This is a genomic window from Lutibacter citreus (genome assembly GCF_003260195.1).
In the GTDB taxonomy this organism is placed as follows: domain Bacteria; phylum Bacteroidota; class Bacteroidia; order Flavobacteriales; family Flavobacteriaceae; genus Lutibacter; species Lutibacter citreus.
This window is the reverse complement of sequence record NZ_QEIH01000005.1, coordinates 255960-279935: the sequence shown is the minus strand read 5'-3', so window position 1 is coordinate 279935 and position 23976 is coordinate 255960. Positions and strand designations below refer to the sequence as shown.

The following is a 23976-nucleotide window of genomic DNA, read 5'->3' as shown; positions in this document are numbered from 1 at the left end:
CCAAGTTCATTTATAAAGTTTCTTTTAATCTAATTTATTGTTTTGAAAATTAATTGTTTGTAGAGCCCTTGGTGCAATTTGTATTTTATGGGTTGTAGATTGCAAAGTTATTTCCAGTTCAAGAGGTTCTGAGGTTCTATTAAAGACAACTACGGCAATGGATCCATCAGTGTTTATTGCTGCTGTATATGCAAGCCCCTCAAGCTCTTCGCCAACCAATTCTATTCTGTGTGCTCCAGGTCTTATAAACTTACTAAAATGACTTATTAAGTAATAGAGAGGCGTATAAATAACTTGGTCAGTAACTGGGTTAATTAATACTGGTGCACTATTAAAGTTGTCATAAGGATTTGGCTGACCTTTATTACTTAGAATCATACACCATTCAATGTAACCTTGAACTCCGTGATTTACATCTGTGATTATATCGAGAGCGTAAGTATCGAAAGGCACAAAAGTACCTGCATAGTCAGTACTCTCCCTCCAATATTGACCTATGGGATTGTTAGCGTCAATGTCAATGCTCGATTCAGTATGAATCATTCCTTTGTTAGCCCAAGTTGTTCTCAAAATATCTAATTCATCTTTAAACCAATTATTCTCTTCAAGTTCTGAGTTCGCGTACCAATGAAACCCTGTACCCCACGCATATTTAGCTGCCTCAACATCGCTATAAGTTACTCTAACATAATCATTCATTGAAGATTTATTATGGTCATATATTAACACTCGTAATCCTGCATCTAAATCATTAAGTTTCAGATGGCCATCTTTAACAAGTTGAGGACCTAAGTAATCCCGTAAAAAATCGCGCCCTTGCTTAGCAGTAAACCCATTGCTATCCCAACGTGCATTATGTGCATGTAGCGGTTCATTTTGCGGAGTAATTCCCCAAAGGTCTATGCCTTGTTCTGCATAAGCACTTACATACTTTGAAAGATATTTTGCCCAAACGCCATAGTATTTAGGAAGTAAAGTACCGTTGGTCATTTCTGAAGTTTCTCCAGATTTCATCCACGACGGTGGACTCCAAGGTGAGGCAATAATGTTAAAATCTGCTCCTTTAATACTTTTTGCTTCAAGGATCATTGGAATAATGTCATAATTAGGTTCTATCAACTCAATACCTCTCACTTGATCATTTTCTTTACCTGTAAAACCTTTCATGTCTTCATTTATACTAAAAGTAGAAAGGCTCGTATCCCCCGATTTAACATAAGTGTAGTGACTATTTGAATAGTCACTGCTATTAATGTGTGTGCGTGTAAGGGAAAAACCAGCACCTTCTGTTGGACTGAAAAGACGTGTTAATACTTCCTTACGAAGTGTTTTTGGAATAGTAGCCAAGTTCCATGCTGAAGATTCCGTAAAAGAAGCCCCAAAACCAACATACTCCTGAAATTTCAGGTTGGGGTTAATCTGTAAACTAACTTTTTTGATTTCCCCAACTGTTTGTGTAGTTTGGTTTTTTGTAATTAATTTAAGATTGTCTCCAGATTGTGAAGTTTGATATACATCAACTACATAATCATTATTTGTAGGAGAGCAGGAGTAAATTAAACTTAATATAGTTAGTATTTGTAAAAGAGTAATATTCGGTTTCTGTAATGCAAACATTAATTGTTAATTTATAATTGTTGAAATAGTTCTATTCAAGGTAGTTAATTGACTATAAGGGTCTAATTTAAGATTTATGCAACTGGAAAATTGGACATTTTTCAGTTTTAGCAAATCGGATTGATAGATTTTTATCGTTAATATTTAGTTTAAAAATAAGCGTAAATTTTATACTTTGTTCTTTGGCATTTTTTATTTCAAAGGATAAAATTCCTCTGTTGTTTTGTATGTTATTTTCCCTTCGTTTTTACTTAAAAGAAATGTTCCTCCCCAAATTATTTCAGGATAATATAATAACTGTTTAGTCATATCTCTTATTACAAGCGGTGCTTTAGTGTCTGGTAAAGACATCATTTCAATTGCTTTACTAATTGAAAACCATTGAGCATCTTTTTTGTTTTCAGGTACTTTCAGTTTTCCATCAACCATATTACAACTATAGTGCTATCTAAATTGTGAAATCGGCTTATAGTCCGACATAAACATAAAAATTGCAGCTATTTTAGGACTATTTACTTTCACTCCAAATTCAGATGCTAAATTCATTAATCCATCTTTAATTGTTGTTTTAGAATTATGTCTTAATGCAGGAGTCATCCAGCCAAAATCGTTTTTTTCCAATAATACTTCTCCTTTTTGATTATAAATTAATAATCGTTGAATTGTGTAACTATCATTCCCCGTTTCTTGAGCAAATGATTTTAGTCCGAAAAGGATTATAAATGATAATAAAAATATTTTTTTCATAATGTATATGTTTATAATTAACGATTTCTCTTAAATTACATAGAACGAATTTTTATAAGATTTGTGAGACTGGAAAATCTGAGATTTTTCTGCCCTAGCAAATCGTTAATTAAATGTTTGTCAGTTCGTTATTTAGTTTAAATGTAAGCATAAATTTTATGAGGTGTTGTATACTATTTTTTTACTCATTCAGTAAGTTTGTCTCATTCCTAATGTATTTTGCTCCTTTTCGAAATCATTGATATTTATCGTTTCGTTATAACCATAAAAGTTAATCGTTGAATCTTTCTTATGAACTAAAACAACAATTGGTTGTCCAGGATTTAAATATAAATCAATATTTTTTTCTCCACCTCTGAAAGGTTCTTTTTCTCCTAAATAATAGAAATATTCAATATCTCTTATTCTCGAAGAATCAAAAGGGCTTGAGCTCTGTTTAACTTTAGTAATTACTCCTTGTACCTCATTAAATTCATTCTCGTCATAATCCTCATATTTCTTTTCTCCACAAGAGTAAATCAGTCCAATACATAATAATAAAATCAGATAATTATTCTTTTTCATTTTTAATCTTTCTACAATTTTTATTTTTTACTAAATGTTCGTTTCAAAATTGTATACAACTCGTCATATCCTTTTAAAAAATACTGTTTATCATTTCAAAAACTGGGATAACCGCTCTTATTTAGTATTTTTATTATAACTTCTTTTACATTTTAATTGCAAAATATAAAACACAAGCATATGCAATTAGTATACTAGTTTATAATAAAAAAAATTAAAAAGGCAATGATATTTAGCTATTTTTTATTGTTACGTTAATTTAAAATAAAGTTAAAATATTTTATGAAAATAATTCTATTTTTCATTTAAAATAACAGCCTTTCTTTGCTCTAACTCTAATCTTATTTCATTAGCACGTTCTTCAGTTACATTATAATTTCGCATAACAAACATTGCTATAAGTGTTCCTAGTATTGGCAACCCAGAAAAAGCGAGTCTCAAACCAATAATTGCACTTTCAGTTTGGGTTTCTGCACCAGAATCAAATCCTATAGAACTTAAAATCACTCCACTTAAACCTCCCGCAATAGCAAAACCAAATTTCACCATCCACCAATAAATAGCACCAAATGTACCTTCTCTACGTTTTCCAGTATTCAATTCATCCAAATCTATAACATCTGCAGTCATGGACATCATTAATACAAATAGACTTCCTATACCAAATGAAAAAAATGGCAATGCAAATATGAACATATAAGGTTTTCCTGGAATAAAAAGAAACCAAAGCATTATATAACCTATAATAGATATTCCCTGCGAAAGTATAAAAGCCTTCTTTTTCCCCAATGTTTTAGACAATCGTGTTACAATAGGAATTACTAAAAAAGTTGTTCCAAGAGCACCCAGAGAGCCAAAAAGCGTTGGCCAAATACCAGCTGCGCTAGCATTACCACCAAAAAGATGGTACACAATTATAAAAAAGGTAAATGATGCAATTGTATTAAACGCATTAAAAACTAAAAAGGTTGCTATACAAAGTTGTCTAAATGGTTTTATTCTAAATGCCTCTACAAAACCATACAATATTTTCCAAAGACTTCCTCTTATATTTTTAAAATTAAGCGGCGAATAGTCTTCATTTAAAGTAGATTTACTTTTAATGAATATAGCTGGTACCATAGCAAAAATCATACAAACAATCCCTACCCATACTGCAAGAGTTCTGGTAGCTACATCTGCAGATTGAAACAAACTCTCATCATACATAATTACCCAAAACCAAGGGGCAATAACCCAGGCCCACTGCCCTATCCATTGTGCAATTGCCATAATATTGGTACGCTCATGAAAATCGTTACTCATTTCATAACCCATAGCCACATAAGGAACACTAAAAATAGTTAATCCTAAATAAAATAAAAACGACCAAATCATGATATAAGTAAAATTATAATCAATGCCGTTTACCCTATAAAGTTGCCACATTATGATAAATGAAATTCCCATAATTATAGCACCTAAAAATACATATTGTCTTCTTCGCCCCCAACGAGATCTAGTGTTGTCTGAAATAAAGCCCATTATAGGATCTGTAAAAGCATCAAATATTCTTGGGAAAAAATATATTACTCCCCACATCCAGCCCGAAAATCCCAAGTCTTGAACTAAAACTACCATAAAAATCCCTAAGGCAGCAGGAAACATTTGATTGGCAAGCATTCCTATTCCAAATGCTACTTTTTGTCCGAATGAAACTTTAGTATTGTTTGAGCTCATAATAATTAGGTTAATTTAGTTTTTTGGTATTACTACCGTTTGAATTGCTTTTGCTGCAATTGATAATTTTACAGTTTTACCGTTTAATTTTAAGCTTATTGATTTTTCAATATCAAGCTCATTAAAAATTACTACCGAAATAGATTGGTCCGGATTTTTTGCCGCTGTAACCATTAAATCTTTGTCTGAATTTTTAACGCCAATTACAACTGCTCCAGGTCTTATAAATTTGCTGAAATGTGCTAATGTGTAATAAATTGGTGTAAAATAAACCTCATCCTTTGCTGGATCTACAATTACCGGAGCAACACACCAATTTTTAAACCAGTTTGGTCCACCCTGCTTATCTAACACCATATTCCAATCTACCCAACCGTCTACCCAATTGTTTAGGCATCCAATTATATCTCTTGCATAACGGTTTACCGGTGCATATTTTGGGTGTAAATGTTTTTGATCTTCAGGAGCCCAATCCCAACCCCAATCTGTAGCTTCTTTAGACCAATACCAAGCATCATCTTGCCATTTTGGAATTTCAGAATCTACACAAGCTTCTGTTTGAATTAAATATTTATTAGGATTTTTTGAATGTGCATATTGTAATGCTTCAGGAAAAAAATCATACGTACTTTCGTACCAATGTATGGCAGTACCTGCATAATATTTAGAACTTTCTTCGTTTTTATACATTACATCAACCCATTCTTTTAAGCCTTCTCTATTTTGATCATATCCCAAAATTTTCACGTCTTTTTTACCATCTAATTCTAATTTTGGACCTAAATAATTTTGAACAAAATTTGTCATCTCTTCAGGAGAATAATGCATACTTTCCCAATTATTCCCATTTCCGTGAGGTTCATTTTCAACAGTAAAACCCCATATATCAATACCTTCAGCTTTGTAAGCATCTATATATTTTGAAAAGAATAATGCCCAAGTATCATAATATTCAGGTAATAATTTTCCTCCAACCCAATTGTTGTTGTCTTTCATCCAAGGAGCTGCGGTCCAAGGAGATGAAATTATTTTAAAACCATCTTTTGAAATTTTCATAGCATCTTTTATCATAGGTATAATATCATCTTTATCCTCTTGAATAGTAAAATGCTTTAACTCTTTATCACCTTCTACAGGTGAATATGAATAGTTACTTAATGAAAAGTCACTAGAATTCATATGTGTTCTAGTTAATGAATAACGCGCTCCGTTTTCACCAAAATAAGCTTCCAAAATTTTAGTTCTTTTTTTCTTAGATAGTTTATTTAATAAGTAAGCAGAAGATTCTGTAAAAGAACCTCCAAAACCTGTTATGGTTTGAAATTTCTCATTTTCATTTAATGCTATTTCTGCTGAAATTTCACCTTTTTTAAATTCTGTAATTGGTGTTAATTGGTTTCCTGCAGCTGAAGTTTCATACACTTCAACATTTAATTTATTTTCTTGTTTACAAGAAGAAATTACGGCAAACACTATTAACAAAATGATGTAAGTTTTATTATTTTTCATTATTCTATTATTTAAACGCTTGCTTTAAAACATCAAACGTTAATTTTTTATTTCTATCTATATCTACTATTCCCCAGTACTCTTCATTTGGCGATCCATCATAAGGGATTCCGCTACTATTTGGTGCCCAACCCCCAACATCTTGCAAACTAGGATTACCGGTTTTCCACCAACCATCAGTAAATGAAAACATAGTAACTCCTATACCTATTTCTGTATTTTTAAAAACTGCTTTTAAAATGCTTCTATTTGCGGCTGCTTGTGCTTTTTCATTGTTTCCTTTGTTAAAACCTTCTTTAGTAATTGTCATATAACTATCTCCTCCCGCTTCTGATAAATACATTGGTTTAGAGCTAATATTTTCCCATTCCGAAAATATTGTAGTAGGGTTGTCCCATCTATATACATTCATTCCCCAAACATCTATATTTGGACAAGATTTTATAACTAAATCACTTGGTAATTCGCCGTGTGCCGTTGAAACTGGATGATTGCTGTCATTGTTATGAATTAGCTGTGCAGCTTTATCCATAGCTAAATACCAATTGTTAATATCTCCTTTAAACCACTCTGGATGGTAATTATATTCATTTCCTAATTCCCAAAGTAAAATAGCTTTGTGATGCTTATACTTATTTACATAATCTATAAAAGTTCCTGATTTTATATCAAAAACTCCATCTTGATCATATCCAAAACCAATAATTACTTTTATCCCTGCACTGTTAATCTTATCTAAAATATCTTCATTATCAATTGGTTCATAAACTCTAATGGTATTTATATTTGCTTCTTTCATTAAAGCTAAATCTTCATCTATCTTTTCAAAACTTCTTTTAACTTTCCCTTTTGAAACTGGATGATAACAAATACCCTTTATTAAATATTGTTTATTATTTACTAACAATTTTTTATTTGATATTGAAACTTCATTTATATCCGTTCTACTTCCGCAGGAAATAAATACCCCTACAACAACTAATAATATGATTTTATAAAACTTCATTTTGCTTTTAAAATTTATTCTTTATTAATTTCTGAAATACTCGCTGGAGGAACCAAAACATCTTTTAAAAGTGCCTTTTTATCACCTTCATAAGTTTTTAAAATTTGCTTTCCATTTCTTGTTAAACCTTTAAATATTCCTTTATCTACTAAATCCCAAATGGCGTATTTAGCTTGTCCTTTTAAGTTTATTAAACCAAAATGATTTTCAGATCCTTGTGGGTTATTAGCATCTTTCCATTGCTCATCAAAAGCTTCAAAATAAAACAATGAAATTTTTTCTTTAGCAGTCCATTTTCGCATTTGTTTGTAATAAACTCCTGCTTTATACTCATCAACCGATTTAGAACCATTAACACCATAATGACCGTTTGAAACCGTTGCCCAACCTGATTCTCCAATATGAATAGTTTTGGTTGAATCTATACTTTTAACATATGTTGAAACACTTTTATATTGCTGTTTAGCAAATTGAATAGAACGTAACATTGCTGCATCAATTTTTTGAGCATTAGTTAAGTTTTCTTCATTTTTGGGCACTACCCAAAATTGTGGATTGTAATAAGAATTATGCATAGGGTATGTATGCATTGAAACATAATCTACAGCTTTAATTAATTCTTTTAATTCTTTGGTTTGATAAGTTGGATCGCCGCCTCCCCAAGAAGAAAAATCATCTGAACTAGTAATCCATAAATCCTTTGGTAACTCCCCTTTCTTTTTTAATCCTTGTAAATGATTTACATATTTTAAAATAACACTTGGTTGCACATAATAACTTGTAGCCCAACGCACCATAGCCTCATTACCCACTGCTATAATTTTAACTATATCTGAATATTGTTTTGCTAATTTAACTGCTATTGCAATTTCTTCAGCATTTCTATCGCTTTCCTGATTATGATCAGGTTCCATATCTGTAAAAGCATTCTTACAATCAATCCAAGCACCCAACATTACATACATTTCAAAGGTTGCATCCTCTTGTTTTAACTGACTAATAGCTTTTAATAAATTTGAAGCTTGTGCTAAATGAACATTATAAGTCCTTATAATTTTAACATTCATAGCTGATAAAATTTTCATATCATCCTTTAACTCCTCAATTGTTGGCTGAACATCTCTTGTATTTTCTCTATAACCACCATAAGAAATTGCTAAATAGGCTGGATTGCCTAAAATTTCTTTAGCAGACAACTCTTTCTTTTCTTGTTTTTCAGAACAACTTACAAGCATCAATAAAATAAACCCTATCAATATTTTTATCTTCATATTTATTAATTTTTATCTTCATAAAGCAATCCAAAGCCAAATGGAAACATAAGATTAATTGACAAACCCTCAGAAATTAGTACGATATTCCCCTTTAAAATCTGATACCAACTTTGGCCAAAAATGAGGTGATTTCCCTTTAAAATTGTAATCTTCAAAAAGTACTTCAGCAATTCCTGCTTCTTCCAAACCAGGTATATGTAAAGACTTACATTTCATTATTTCTTTTTGATAAAAACAGTAATTTGATTTACTTCTCCCGTTCTTTTAAATATTTTTGAACTTGTTTCATTATCAATTTCAAGTGCTTCTAATTCTATTAAACTAGAATCGTTAAATTTAATTTTAACACCTTCTTTATCAGATAATTGATAAATAACAGGCACCTGACAGTAGGTAAAACAAAGTGAGTTTTCTTTTAGTTCAATTTCTTTACTTTCTTTAGAAATAGCTTGGTATTTAAACGTATTATCATCTTTTAAAAATTCGTTTTCTCTTAACAATCTTGGATTAAAATGAATTTTTCCATCATTTACAAAAACACCTAATTCTCCAAATCTACTCAACACATCTTCTTTAACCTGCCCTGTCATACCTGGTTGTTGTGCGCCCTTTCCTCCTGGTGTATGTGAATATGGATCTGTTGGAAATGCACCATATAATTTTGGTGATTTATGCAATCCAATACCTGCTTCTATTTCATAATAATGATCTAAAAGGTGACCAATTAACACCTCATCTTCTTTATCTTCAACTGCTTTTAAACAAACTTCTTGAACAGCTAATAATAATTTAGAAACCATATGCCAATAAATTGAACCTAAACCTTCATAACCAAAGAAAGTTCCTGAACGACCTGTAAATGACTTATGATCAAACACTTCTTCAAAAACAGCTAGCAACAATTGTGAATCTTCTTTTACCAAACTAGTGTATTGTTCTGGTAAATTCTCCAAAGCCGTTTTTAAGCTACTTGCATTGTTAAAAGATCCATTAAAGTGATAATTTCCAAACACATCTTTTTCTACAATTGTTTTATTACCATCTTTTTCAAGTTGTTTTACTAATTGAGATTTTTGTACTTTTTCTGAAGGAATATTATTTTTAACACTAAATCCTGGTAAGTTTTTATTTGGATATAATATATAACTGAATTGATCTTCTCTAAAAAGTGCGCTACTCTTTAAAGCATCTAATAATTCCAATGCTTCTTTACCATAAATATATCCCGAACTTAATACAGAAACTTGACCTTCTAACATTTCTGGTAAGTATGAAATTGAAACTTCTGTTTCATTTTTAACAGTCATTAAATTATACGCATGGTATAAATTATCTGCTCTTTTATTTGCTTTAATTGTATGATCTATATATTTTAAAGTTGTTTCAATAAATACTACTAAATCACTTTTTGAAATTGTTTCTTTAGCATTTGAAAAACCATTTTTATAAACGGTGTTTCTATAATTACTTGCAGCGATTCCTAATCCATCAAGAACAGTTTTTCTATCTATATCAGTAATTTTCCCTGATAAAACTTCCTTATTTTTAACTAAAGTTGAAACTATACCATTAAAAAATTCTACAAGTTCTGTTGAAACTTCGTTATTCTCTATTGAAGTATTATTTACTATTTTTTTGAAGAAACTTAAAAAACGTCTTAAATAATAAAGTGTTACCATTGAAACTCCATTACCAACCAATGCGTTGTTAGCATCATTCCATTCTGGGCGTTGCGTATTCATCCAAATACCACCTTCAGGAATAAAGTTTGAAACTTTAGCCAATACTGTAGCTAACAATTTTTCAATAAGATTAACTTTATAAATAGTATTGTTTTTATCTTTCAATAAAGCTCCATCAACTCCTATTAGTTCTCTTTCTTTCTCTATTGCCTCTTGAGCATTCTGATCAAAATCTATAGTATCTTTTGAGTTCTTTAATATATCTGAATAACTCTTAATTTTATAAGGAACATTTGCATAAACAAACAAGTCTTTTCCAAAATATTCGGCTAGCTTATTTGGGTAATATTTTTCGCTAAACTCTAAAAATTTCAATAAATAAATAATTTGATGATCTCCCCAATAACCTATGTAAGACCATGGATCATCTGGCTCAATAGTCTCCCAATCAAAACCACCTTTTGTAACTCTGTAAGGATTATAACCATCAAAAGTTGTAGCGTTTAAGAATTTATGTATCATGCTTTCAATAAATTCTGGATATGAAAGTGCTAACGCTTCCCAATTTTGGAAAATATCACGCCAGTTACCTTCATAATCTAATATTTTTGAACCGTCAATTTCACTTTTTGTATTAATAGAAAACTTGTTCCAAGGTCTACTTGGATCACCGTGTCTTCTACTAAATTTTAACGGCATATATTCTAAACAAAGTCTTTTAAAATCTATATTTAAATCTTTTTTTACAATTTGTTTTAAAGAATTTAAAGTAAATAACTCTGGAAGTTCATTTAACAATTTACTTTTAAGGTTATAAACTTCTTTATTTGCTTTTGAAATATAAGTAACAAAATCAGCTTTTTCTATTTGGTAATTGTCATCAAAAATCCCACCTCTCATTGCATTGAAAAGAGTATTTGCAAAATGGCGGGTATTTACCAATTTATCTGCTGTTAGTTGAATACCATCAGCATTTCCGGTTAACTCAACTAATTCTTGAGTTCCGTTTTTAATATCTATTTGAATTAAACTAGCTAAATCTTGCTCATTTTTAATTTTATGTTTTAATTGATTTATAGCAGTAATTGATTTATTTACATCAGCAATTATTAACCAAGATTTTTTAGCTTCAGCTTCTAATTTAATTTCAAAATGAATAAAATAAGCTCCTTTTTCAGCTTTTACATCAATCTCTTGTTGAATTTCTTTTCCTCTTCTAAAATTATTTAATTGTAATGATGAAACTAAATATTGTGGATTATCTATTCCTAAAGACCAAACAATGTTAGATTTTAATGCTTCACTAGGTTCTGCTTTATCTACAATTATTGCACTTAAAGCATAAATCCCCAACCCTACTTCTACCTCTAACTCACTTCTTTTATAGGCATCAACTAAATTACTGTAGGCGTTTTGTAAATTTTCACCAACTCCATAAGGAACAATGTTTTGTAAACCATCAAGAACCTCAACAGTTTTAATCTCTTTTGAATTATTTATTAATTCAGATTTTTTTATAAAACCATACTTTTCGCTAGAATTCCAGCTGTATTTAAAAGTTAGCCCTAAATCAATATTAATTTCTTCAAAAATTACTTTGTTACCGTAATTGTTTTTATATAAATTTCTTTGAATATTATAAATACCTTCATACCTATTTGAGAATGGTTCCCATAAATAAGTTTTGTTTTTTAATTCAATTTTTAAAATTGTTTTACTTCCTGCTATTTCAGCAAATTCTGTTATTTTATCATCAGTATAATAAGGAAATAATGCATTGTCACTATTTTTTCTACCTGCAGATAAACCTCCGTTGCTTGAAATAAACATCCAATGGTTTGAGTAACTAACAATACTCATAAAAAAAGGACGCATTTCGTTTACATTCGAAATTTTATAATAATCTTCATCCCCAATTACAACTTGTTTCCCTTTTACTTCATTTTCTTCAAAAGAAATTTTTGTACCTCCTATAAACATTGAATTTTGCTTATTCATTTTTTGAAATTTATTTTAAAACCTATTCTTGGCTTTGTGATATTTATATTCTAAACTAAAAATGTTATCGCATTAAAGCTTAAACAATAGTTATTACTTCAATTTTGTTTTAGTGTAATTCTAAAACACATATTGAAATTCACTCTGTAACTTATTGTAAAAAATTTGATTGCTGTACTTCTTTCTATCAACAACTAAGTTTACTTAAATTTAAATGAAAGGTTGGTTTTGATAAACCAACCTTTACTAGTCAAAATTTTACCTAAACTCAAATTATTGGTAAACTCTTATATAATCTATAATCATTGAATCTTCTGTAAATGCCTGATCAATATCTCCTCCTAAACTTCCTCCCATTGCGATATTAAAAATCATAAAGAAGTTTTCATTAAAAGGTAAATCTTCATTATTAGTCAATGAATAAAACTGAACATCATCTACTAATATTTTTACTGAATTTTCAGTCCATTCTAAAGAATACGTGTGAAACTCTGTTGAAACATTTTCTATAGCAGTTGTTTCTCCATAACTAGCTTTTGTTGATGAAGCTAAATCTAACCAATGTAATGTTCCTAATGAGGTATTTTTATCTGCTCCTGTTTGCTCCATTATATCAATTTCTCCACAAGCTGGCCATCCAACTGTAGAAAAATTATCACCCAACATCCAAATTGCAGGCCAAGTTCCTTGAGATGCTGGTAACTTTGCACTTACTTCAATTCTTCCATATTTAAAACTTTGTAAACCTTCAGTTTTCAATCTTGCAGATGTATAACCTCCATTTCCATCAGCCTTTGCTGTGATCTTTAACACACCATCAGAAACTGCTACATTTTCAGCATTATCTGTATATGTTTGAGCTTCACCATTACCCCAGCCTCCTGCGCCAAGATCATATGTCCAATTTGCTGCATCTGGAGCTCCATCTGTATCAAATTCATCTGACCATACTAAAGTTTCAGTTGCTTGAACTGGTTTAATAGAAGTAAACTTTTGATACCAAGCATTTCCTCCTCCAGCTTCAATAATTCTAACTTCTAGTAAATCATCTGTAACTGAAATGATATCATAAGTACTTGCACCAACATACCACCCCATAAAACCACCATCTGAAATTTCAAATGTTGTTCCTCTATAAGGTTCTTCATTATATGTCCCTTCCAAAGCAGCTTTAGAAGATGAAGGAGCAAATGATACATTTTTAACACCAAACATTGTTGTAGCAACATTTTCATCGTAACAAGTATCACCATCTAAACCAAGAACTGAAGCATAAGTACCTGGAATAAACGCAGGACCAACAGTTTGCTCAAAAGTAAGACCATCTTCTAATCTTGTAAATACAAATTCGTCTGTATACATACATGATTTTTCTTCATCCCATGGCCCAATAGCATTCCACCAAGATTCCCATGCAAATTCACCACTTCCGTAGTCATCTGTTACAGGACCTAAACCTACATGAAGCGGAATATTTGATGCCCAATACCAAGTTTTAGTTCCTCCAATTGCTTTTCCTGCTAACATATCTACAGCATCAAGATCAGAGAATGAGCTAAATACTTCTACATTCATAGATGTACTAGACAAAACTCCACCTGTACCAACAGCGTTCACAACAACTGTATAACTATTTATTCCAGTAACGGTAAATCTATGTTCTATGGAACCAGTTGGTGCTAGATCACTTTTTCCATCACCAAAATTAAATTGATACGTTATTTCACTATCAGCAGTAGATGTAAAATTTACAATTCCACTACCATCTCCGTAAGGATTATCTGCATCTACTCCTACAATTTCTGCAGAAATAGTAACGTTAGTAGGCGCTATGATATCTCCAACTGTAGCATCGTCCTCTTGACAGCCAATAAACACTAACGTTAGCGTTAAAAATAATCCGATATAATATTTTATGTTTTTCATTATTTAATTTTTTTTAGATTTTTACAAGCTTATATTGCCAAAAAACACCTCCACCAACATCAACATTTACGTTTATATTGTTGGGGTCAACAAACTCTACATTGTATACTACTGCATCTGGCGCGTCATTTGGATCAGAAAGTTCTGCTCCATTAACTGCTTTTGGCAAACCAATAAAAGATCCTTTACCATGAAGTGTAAATGTTCCTGCTTCACTGTCATATGAATATGTTGCAGGGATAGATCCATCATGTGGCGCTACCGGAGCAGCACAAGATTCAGTTCCACCTTGCCAAGCTTCAGTCCAAGTTTCAGAACCTAAAACATTCTTAAACGATCCATCTTCACCAAACACATATAAATCATCATAGAAACATGCTCTGCTTGTTGCACAAGCTGCATCACAATTCCACCAGCTAACATCTCCAACAGATGGACCAACACCTACAGCGCCTCCTTCATTAGCTAATTGCCAAGTTCCGGTTAAGGGAGTAGTTACTACACCTGCTCTTATTAATTTAAAATGCCAAAAAGCTCCACCAGCATCAATATCTACGGCTATAGTGTCATTATCTAAAAACTCAATACTATAAGTAATTGAAGCAGGAGCATCTGCAGGACTTGATAATTCTCCACCATTATAAGGTTTTGGAATACCTATGAATGCACCAACCCCATTTAAAGTTACAGTTCCAGCACTTTCATTATAAATATAAGTTGCCGAATTTGATCCGTCATGCGGTGCAACTGGAGTTCCACAAGAATCATTTCCTCCTTGCCAACCTTCAATCCAAGTATCTACTCCTAAATCATTATAAAATGATCCATCTTGTCCAAAAATAAAAACATCATCATAAAAACAAGCTCTTTCTCCAACACAATCAGTATCACAATTCCACCACTCTGTACTTCCAAAAGATGGACCTACACCTAAAGCACCTCCTTCTGGTGACATTACCCATTTACCAGGTAATCCAGTAACACCACTTGCGGGTATAGATTGATTAATATCATCTATATAAAATGTCCAGTCTGCACTACCGTCTCCCACAGCACCAAAATCAAAGAAAAATACTAGTTTTTGATATGATTGAGATTCATCAACATCTGATAAATTAAAAATAACCTCTTCCCAAGCACTATTCCCATTTAAAGTAACTTCCTTTTCAATGAAAATATTACTATCGGTAAGATTTTCAAGTTTCATTATAAGTTTCCCTCCTTGTCTTGGAGACCAAACATTCATTTTCATTGCTTTTTTAAGGCTAAAATCAATTGGAGATGACATAGTAATAACATTTCCTGCCCATACTTCTGGTCCGCCTTTTGCAATTTTTCCAACTTTAGCAGATGAATTTCCGTTTGTATCAGGATTGTCAACTACATTAGCTGAAGCTCCTCCAAAACCTATAAATGTAGAAGCATCAAAAACTTCAAAATCAATAGGGAATATTACAGGAGCCGAAATAGTTACTACCTTTTCTAACTCACTAGATACAGCTCCACCACTTAAGGCAACAACCTTAATAGTGTAGTCTCCAACACCAGCATATTCATTACTTAAAGTTCCGTCTAACTCCAAAGGAGTTCCTACTTCATTTGGATTAGAAGTATCAAAGAATACCAAAAAACTAGATGCATAATCAGCACTTGCTGATACATTTAACAGAAATGGATTTGCACTATCTATATCTGCTGTGATAGCGATATTTTCAGGGGCTCTAAACGATACAGTTACTGTTTTTGTGCCTATAGCAGATTTACCTGTAATACCTGTAGCTGTAATTTTAGCTTCATAAGAACCTTCAACATACATATGCTCTACATAATCTCCTGGTGTTACCGGGTCAGATAATTCAGATCCATCTCCAAAATCAACTATATAACTTACCGCTCCTTCACCTATGGGTGATATTTGTGTAAGACCTGTATTATCAGGAATTACATTTACACCAGCAGAAATATTTGCTGGAGTAGCAATGTCATTTATAAAACCTGTTTCGCCAAACTTATCATCCTCACAACTCCAAACCAGAGCTATAATTAAGATTGTGCTAAATATATTTTTTAATTTTTTCATTATTTATTTTTTAAATTTTTAATAGCCATCATTTTGAGTTAAGGCAGAAATATCAATTTCTCTTTGAGGGATTGGAAACAACCCTTTTGTTGCTGTACTATAACCACTTCCTAAAACTGTAGCCGCCTGACCTGTTCTAACTAAATCGAAAAAACGATCACCTTCCATACCTAATTCTAGTCTTCTTTCATCCCAAACAGCTTGCACTGTAGCTGTAACTCTATGATCTTCATCTCCAAAAGCTCTATCTCGCACTCTATCTAAATATATTTGTGCTTTTCCTGAATTAGCTGAAGCAGCTCTCAAATTTGCTTCTGCAGCCATTAATAATACATCTGCATAACGGATTATACGTTGATTGTTTTCATAATTCAACTCAACTTGTCCGCTTGTTTGCCCTTTTCTTGGTAAATACTTTTTATTATATAAATCGGTATTTTTAAAAGGTGCAACGTTGAAAGTTACATTAAGACTTGGGTTATTAGCAGCATAAGCAGCTACATCAAAACAAGTAGCATCTTTTCTTTGATCGCCATCTTCATAAGCTAATGCTAAATCTTGTGTTGGTAAATTTGTACTCCAACCAGAATTATAAGGCATATCTGCAGAACCATTTAAACCTCTTACCCCGCATTGTTGTACCGCATAATTTCCTTGACCTCTTGTTTGACCTCCCCAGTTATAGTATGGAGAACCATTTGAATACTGTACTTCATAAACTGATTCTGGACCATTTTCACCCTCTAATAAGAAGATATCATCATAATTTGATACTAAACTAAATGGACCATTCACTACATTTTCAAGCATAGAAGCTGCTAAGTCAAATTTTTCTTGATATAAATAAGCTTTTCCTAATAAGGCTTGTGCAGCATATTTTGTAATACGTCCATTTTGTGCTGCCGTTGAAGGTAAAACACTTATGGCATCCGTTAAATCTTTTTCAATTTGAGCATAAACATCTGCTTGAGGTGATCTTTGTAAAGTTCCAAAATCTGAAATACCTAATTTACCGTCTGTAAACAAAACAACATCTCCAAACATTCTTGTTAAATTGAAATAGTAATAAGCTCTTAGAAATAAAATTTCACCATAAAGAGCTTCCTTACCATCAAAATCTACTGTATTACCTAAAAGGTTAGCATCTTTATATTTAATTAAATAATTTGTTCTATTAACACCTTCGTAAGCTGATTTCCATAAATCCTCTAGTGTACTATTATTTGCTAAAAGTTGATAATCATAATCATCTATATTTTGCAATGTCAACACATCTGAAGCATTTTCTCCTCCAGCTACTGCGTTATCTGATGCAATATCTCCAATAACCATTATTCCATTTAACCATTGTGTAGGTGTATAGCAACTTACTGCCATGGTTTTATAATCTGACGCTGTTTGTAGATAATCTATTTCTGTTACAGCATACTCATCATGCGGATCAAACTCAACAACATCTGAACAACCAACAAAGATTGAAAGTATAATGATAAACACAATACTGTTTTTTATATTTTTCATACTAATATATTTTTTGGATATTAAAATTTAAGGTCTAAACCAATTAGAAATGTTCTTGCTTGTGGATAAGCTCCTCTATCAACACCAGCCTCTAAAACTTGTGAAGTTCCTTCTGCACCAGTAAATCCATTTACCTCTGGGTCAAAACCTGTGTACTTAGTAAGTGTAAGTAAGTTTTTAGCTTGTGCATATATACGTACTTTACTAAAAATATTATTAGCCATTTCTGGCATTGTATAACCTACTATTAAACTTTTAATTTTCATAAAGCTTCCATCTTCAACATATCTATCAGAAGGTCTAATATTACTATTTGAATCTGCAAATGTGTAACGTGGATTTTTAGCATTGTTAGTTGTTCCTTCTCCAGTCCATCTATTTAAAATACTTCTATCTTTGTTAGTATATAACGAATTACGTTCATAAGCTCTAAAAATATCATTACCAACAGAAGCGTATGTAAACATACTCATATCGAAATTTTTATATTCAAAACCTACATTCCAACCTAAAGTGAATTTTGCAAAAGGATCTCCAATTTTTGTTTTATCGTCATCATTAATAATTCCGTCATTATTAATATCTACAAAACGAATATCTCCTGGTTGAGCCCCTGCTTGAGTTGCATGTGCATCAATTTCAGTTTGATTTTGAAATAAACCATTGGTTTGAAAACCATAAAAGTATCCAGGTGTAAAACCTTTTTGGAAACGCGTAACATCGTGGGCTTGACCATTAAAATAAGAACCTCCAGTTTTAAATGCTGTACCATCACTATTTGTTTCTGTTACTAAGTTATTAGAAGTTGTGAATGTTAGAGAAGTATTAAACTTCAAATCCTCTCCACTTGTATTATACCCTATTGTTAAATCTACACCTTTACTTTCTGTACTACCAATGTTAGACGTTACTGGTTCAGAAGTACCAGCATAAAGTGATGGTGCATCTGTAAATAATAACCCATCAACAGATTTATTAAAATAATCAGCAGTTATTGATAAGTTGCCAAAAAGTGTAGCATCAAAACCGAAATTATATTGCGTTTGCTCCTCCCAACTTAATGTAGGGTTGTTAAATGAATTTACTGTGGCTCCTGATACAAATTCAGACCCAAAAGTATATCCATTACTATTTGCTGTTGAATTATAACTTGGACCACCAACAGTAATACTAACATATTGTGGGTCTACATTTTCGTTACCAACAGTTCCATAACTTCCTCTTATCTTTAAGAAATTTATAAATTCTGAATCGAAAAAATCTTCGTTTGTTACAACCCAACCTAAAGAACCTGCATAAAAATTAGCATATTTATTATCATCACCAAAAGCAATAGAACCATCACGTCTTGCTGAAAATGAAGCCAAATACTTGTCATCATAATCGTAGTTAACTCTACTAAAGAAAGACATATTTCTACGTTCTAAATCTTGTTTACTTTCGCCTGTGTATGCATTTGTATTTAACTTGGTATTAACCCCAGTTGCGGCACTAATATCTGCCCATTCCCAAGAATTATCTCTTACATCTTGTCTAGTAGTGCTAATGTCATCTCCAGTAGATTTACTTCTAGAAATACCTAAAACAACATCAAAATTATGTTTTTCATTTAAACTAAAATAATAATTAGCAAAAGTTTCAAACGTATAACTAAAATTAGATTCCTCTTTTTCATTAACACTATTATTATATGTTGGAATTATACTTGTTGTACCATCTCCATTATCTACTGTTTGCAATGATACTGTACCATCAGGTAAATATTGACTTGAAACATTATTAGGTCCATAATATGCTAATGGAGTGAAATCTTTACTTACTTGATCCCATTTAGTATAACCAAAACGAGATGTAATTTTAAGATTGTCTAAAATATCATATTGAAATTCAAATTTACCATATAATTTATCTCCATTATTCTCATTATAAGTATTGTCTAATCTTTGTATTGGATTAAAAATTTCTGATAATAATAAATTACTATAACCGTAGGAAGCAAAATCGTTAGCATCTGTATTATATGGAGAAACTGTAGGGTCAAAATTAATAGCATTCCCTAAAATAGAATTAAATGAATTCTCCGCTATTGTTTTAGATTTTATGTTCGCATAACTTGTGTTAAGTAAGAATTTTAATTTAGAAGTTAATTGAAAATCTAAATTTGCTGTGAAATTTACTCTTTTAAAATTAGACTTATCATCACCTCCTACAACTCCACCTTGGCTTAAATATCCTGCTGATAAAAAGTAACCTATGTTTTCTGATCCACCTCTTGCTGATAATGTATTTGATATTATGCTAGCATCTTTAAAAACTTCATCTTGCCAATCTGTACCTTTTCCTAAATTAGAAATATTAGGAAAAATTATATTGCCTCCTGCTGCTGCACTACCTTCATTAGCCATAACAGCATATTCTGAAGCATTTAATAAACCAATTTTTCTATATACGCTTTGAACACCTGTATAAGAATTAAAATTAAATTCTGTTTCTTGGTTTTTTCTACCACTTTTAGTAGTTACTACAATTACACCATTACCACCTTTAACACCATAAATTGCTGTTGATGCAGCATCTTTTAAAATATTAAGTGATTGAATATCTGCAGAACTTATAGAATTTAAATCATCTAAAGATTGTGGTACACCATCAATAATAACAACTGGATCAACACCCGAAAAAGAAGGAATCCCACGAATTAATACTGTTGGTTTACTTCCTGGAGACCCACCTTGTATTACAGAAACACCAGATGCACTACCTTGAAGTGCTTCTTCTACTCTTAAAGGTTTCAATTTTTCAATAGACTCCGCTTTTACAGTTGAAATTGCTCCAGAGACTTTAGTTACTTTTTGGGTACCATACCCAATAACTACTACTTCATCTAAACTTTCTGTATCCTCTGTAAGTTGAATATTTAAAACGTTAGAGCTGTTTATTACAACTTCTTTATTAGAGAACCCTACATATGAGAAAACAAGAGTTTCTCCGTTTTCTACGTTTTTAATGTTAAATTTTCCATCAAAATCTGTTGATGAACCCTTTACTGTGCCTTTTACTAATATAGTTACACCAGGTAAAGGTGTTCCATTTAAATCAGTAACAGTTCCATTAATTTCATAAGTTTGGGCAGTTAATGTGACTCCCATAAAACTTAGAAAAATTGATAATAAAAATGACTTCATAAATTTGTTGAATTAAGTTTCAATAAAATTAACTCTTTATGTAGTTCTTTTATTAAAACCCACCTATACAAAAATCATACAATCTAATTATATTTAAATGTCAATTTAACATTTAAATGGGGTAATTTTTATCAACTTTCTAATGTTTACTTAAGATTAAGACACCTTTTTAAATAAAAATTTAAGGTTAAACTAATGTTAAAATAATTCAGCTAAAACCTTGTAGTTACTGCAATGTTGTGGTAATGTTGTGGTAATTTTTTATAATGTAGTAGTCTATTACACCTCTAAAATATACTCCACAAGACTTTTTTCATGAAGTAGCTCCATTTTTTTACGTAATCTATATCTTTTTATTTCAACACTTCTTGTTGAAATATTTAATAATGGTGCTATTTCTTTTGATGAAAGGTTTAATCTTAAATACGCACATAACCTTAAATCATTTGGAGTTAAATTTGGATGAACATCTTTAATCTTCTTTAAAAAATCAGTATCAGCATTATTAAATGCTTCTTGAAACATTTCCCAATCACTATTAGGTGAAAGGTTTTTATTAATAATTTTTATAACAGGTGTTATCTCTTTATTACTTTTTAACACCAATAATTCTTTTTTAATGGTATTTAACAATTCATTCTTTTTAATTATACTCATTGTTGAAACCGATAATTCTCTCGTTTTACTATCTACCTCGTTTACTAATTTTTCATTTTTAAGTTTCATAATTTCCTTATCACTCTTTAATTGAGCTACGGCAAATTCTCTATGCTTCTTTTTTACTAAAGCTAATTTTTGTTTGTTAAAATACCTTTTATATAATGTGTGAATTAATAAGAATAAAAGAATACAGAAAATTAAATATAATACAATAGCCCAATTTGAAAAATACCACGGTCTATCAATTTTAAAAGAATATGTCGCTATGTTTTCTGAAATTACATTTCCAATTTTTGCTTTAACTTCAAAATTATAGTCTCCAAAAGGTAAATTTTTAAATGTTGTATTTGACTCGTTAGTCCAATCTCCCCACTCGTTATAAAAGCCCTTTAATCTATATTGAAAATTTACTTCCGTATTTTTATCAAATTCAGGTACATTAAAGGAAATGTAAATGTTATTTTCACTTGCGCTTAGATGGTTTAATTTGTTAAGAACTAGTTGTTCTTTTGAAAAGTTTAATTCTTGTTTATAAACCGAATTAATTGATACTTTATATGAATTTGTTTTAAGCTTGTTTAAATTTAAAACTGTAAATCCGCTGGAATTACCTAAAAGATATTTTTCACCTATCAAATTATTTAAGTTTTCAAATCCAGATATAACTCTACTTGATTTGTAAGATTCTTCAACAGGAATATTTACCCGTTTAGGTTTATTATTAAAATCATCATACTTTACAAATACAATATTTTTCTTTGAAAAACCCCAAAGTTTGTTTGTTTTATCAGCTATTAAATTCCCATTTATGGGGTCATCTTTTGGATAGAACAATGAAGATAAAACTGTGTCTTTTTCAAAATCATTCTTACTTTTATCAAATTTGTAAATTCCACTGCTAGATGCATGTAAAATATTATTTCTATAAGTAACTAAACTAGACTCTTCTCCAAATGGCTTTAATTTATTTTTAGAAGTTACCTTGGTAAAATCTTTATTAATCTTAATTCTAAAAATACCTTTGTATTCATGATTAATTAATAATTCATTAGGTGATATAAATTCAAAAAAACGACTTGAGATATCAAAACCTTCTATTTTATTTTTAAATTTCCATTTATTATTTACTTTTTCTAGGATACATATACCATTATAATTACCTTCTAATAATAAATCATTTGATCCTTCAATTTTCTTAATATCCCAAGCTCCAGGAAATTCAGATATTTTAGTGGCTTTTTCTTCATTAACTATAAATGTTCCAGAATTATGACCACAAAATAATGTTCCATCAATACTCTTTAAAAACCAAACTTGCCCTTGAGTTTCTTTAATAAAAACAGGTTCTTGTTTAGAGTTTAATGTTGAATAAAACAAACCTTGATTAGTTCCTAAATAAAGCCTATTATTGAATATTATAGATGTATATACCGCTCCTAAATTTCCTTTTATATCATTAAATATATTAAAAGGAGAATTTAAATTTATTATACAAATACCATTATCTAATCCTAACCATACATTTTTATCAGTATCTTCGTAAACACATAAAACGGTATTATTTAATAATCCTTTTTCTTTATTTATATTTTTTAGAACATTTCCGTTTGAACTAATATGATACACTCCATTTGAAACAGTTCCTAATATAAAACTACCATCAGATAAACGCAGGCTGCTATAAATATTTTTAGCCTTTAACTCTTCTTCCGAATTAACATTCCATTTAATGAGTTTTTTATTTTCATAAAAATAAAACTTCCCCCTATTAGTTAAAAATAATGGTTCCTTATTAATTAAAAAAGCTCCTACAATTTCTTGATTTTTAAAAACTTCATTATCCGAAACTAATACGGCTTCTCCATTTTCTATTTTAAAAATACCTTTATTTGATTTTTGAAAATAAATACTATTTTCAACTTGAAAAAGCACAGCTCTTTTTGATTCAGCTTCTATTACCTTAAATGTTTCGTCTTTTAAATTATATATATAAATCCTATTTAAGGATTGAAACAAAACATACTCTTCAAAATTTAAAATATTCCAAAAAGTTTCATCTTCTAAAAGTGGAATTGTTAATTTATTAATTAATGAGGTATATGTTAAATTCCCAAAATCATTTTTTATCCAATAACCAAACCCCATATAACAACCGGTAAAAACTTTTTCACCAATAACTTTTACGGCTCTTATGCTTGAGTTATTTTCAGATGGGTATAATTTCCAGTTCGATCCATTATACTCTAACAAACCACTATTATTACCTATATATACATAGTTATCTGCAGATTGGTCTATTTTCCAATTTTGGTTCCTCCCCGAATAATCTTGAGGTGTGTAATTAACTAAAGGTGGTAATTCTTGTGCATTTAAAATTACAACAGTAAAAAAAAGAAAAAGAACGCATATAGATTTAATAAAATTCACTTAAACAAATAATTTATAGAGTACTACAATAATACGATTTTTATTATGTTTTATCTTAAAA

The 23976-nt window shown here is 30.6% G+C and carries 15 protein-coding genes; all 15 read right to left on the bottom strand.

Annotation, left to right across the window (positions count from 1 at the left end):
- Positions 1-24: 24 nt before the first annotated feature.
- Entirely contained in the window at positions 25-1617 is a 1593-nt protein-coding gene (locus tag DAD81_RS12245; RefSeq protein ID WP_111708556.1) for a glycoside hydrolase family 30 protein, read from the bottom strand.
- A gap of 192 nt (positions 1618-1809) precedes the next feature.
- Positions 1810-2046: a hypothetical protein gene (locus tag DAD81_RS12240; RefSeq protein WP_111708555.1), complete on the bottom strand. Its 237-nt coding sequence runs from the start codon at positions 2044-2046 to the stop codon at positions 1810-1812.
- Positions 2047-2061: 15 nt separating this feature from the next.
- A complete protein-coding gene (locus tag DAD81_RS12235) occupies positions 2062-2364 on the bottom strand; it encodes a hypothetical protein (protein ID WP_111708554.1) in 303 nt (100 codons plus the stop codon).
- 189 nt (positions 2365-2553) lie between these two features.
- Positions 2554-2928: a hypothetical protein gene (locus DAD81_RS12230; RefSeq protein WP_111708553.1), complete on the bottom strand. Its 375-nt coding sequence runs from the start codon at positions 2926-2928 to the stop codon at positions 2554-2556.
- A 294-nt stretch (positions 2929-3222) separates the two neighbouring features.
- Complete coding sequence (locus tag DAD81_RS12225; protein ID WP_111708552.1) at positions 3223-4647, bottom strand: MFS transporter; 1425 nt, start codon at positions 4645-4647, stop codon at positions 3223-3225.
- Between the two features lie 15 nt (positions 4648-4662).
- Positions 4663-6156 carry a glycoside hydrolase family 30 protein gene (locus tag DAD81_RS12220; protein WP_111708551.1) on the bottom strand — a complete coding sequence of 498 codons (1494 nt, stop codon included), beginning with the start codon at positions 6154-6156 and terminating at the stop codon, positions 4663-4665.
- 7 nt (positions 6157-6163) lie between these two features.
- Positions 6164-7162 (bottom strand): glycoside hydrolase family 2 TIM barrel-domain containing protein, encoded by a 999-nt coding sequence (locus DAD81_RS12215; RefSeq protein ID WP_111708550.1) that lies wholly within the window; start codon positions 7160-7162, stop codon positions 6164-6166.
- A 14-nt stretch (positions 7163-7176) separates the two neighbouring features.
- Positions 7177-8433 carry a glycoside hydrolase family 17 protein gene (locus DAD81_RS12210; protein ID WP_111708549.1) on the bottom strand — a complete coding sequence of 419 codons (1257 nt, stop codon included), beginning with the start codon at positions 8431-8433 and terminating at the stop codon, positions 7177-7179.
- A gap of 69 nt (positions 8434-8502) precedes the next feature.
- Entirely contained in the window at positions 8503-8652 is a 150-nt protein-coding gene (locus tag DAD81_RS20710; protein WP_157961123.1) for a hypothetical protein, read from the bottom strand.
- On the bottom strand, positions 8652-12116 hold the full coding sequence (locus DAD81_RS12205; RefSeq protein ID WP_111708548.1) for a hypothetical protein: 3465 nt from the start codon (positions 12114-12116) through the stop codon (positions 8652-8654). The genes DAD81_RS20710 and DAD81_RS12205 overlap by 1 nt, the downstream gene beginning before the upstream one ends.
- Before the next feature lie 273 nt (positions 12117-12389).
- Positions 12390-14042, bottom strand: a complete 1653-nt coding sequence (locus tag DAD81_RS12200) for a glycoside hydrolase family 16 protein (protein WP_111708547.1) — start codon at positions 14040-14042, stop codon at positions 12390-12392.
- A gap of 13 nt (positions 14043-14055) precedes the next feature.
- Positions 14056-16122, bottom strand: coding sequence for a PKD domain-containing protein (locus tag DAD81_RS12195; RefSeq protein WP_111708546.1), 2067 nt, complete (start codon positions 16120-16122; stop codon positions 14056-14058).
- 18 nt (positions 16123-16140) lie between these two features.
- On the bottom strand, positions 16141-17643 hold the full coding sequence (locus DAD81_RS12190) for a RagB/SusD family nutrient uptake outer membrane protein (protein ID WP_111708545.1): 1503 nt from the start codon (positions 17641-17643) through the stop codon (positions 16141-16143).
- A 20-nt stretch (positions 17644-17663) separates the two neighbouring features.
- Positions 17664-20828, bottom strand: a complete 3165-nt coding sequence (locus tag DAD81_RS12185) for a SusC/RagA family TonB-linked outer membrane protein (protein ID WP_111708544.1) — start codon at positions 20826-20828, stop codon at positions 17664-17666.
- Between the two features lie 279 nt (positions 20829-21107).
- Entirely contained in the window at positions 21108-23915 is a 2808-nt protein-coding gene (locus DAD81_RS12180) for a triple tyrosine motif-containing protein (RefSeq protein ID WP_245949248.1), read from the bottom strand.
- Positions 23916-23976: the final 61 nt, after the last annotated feature.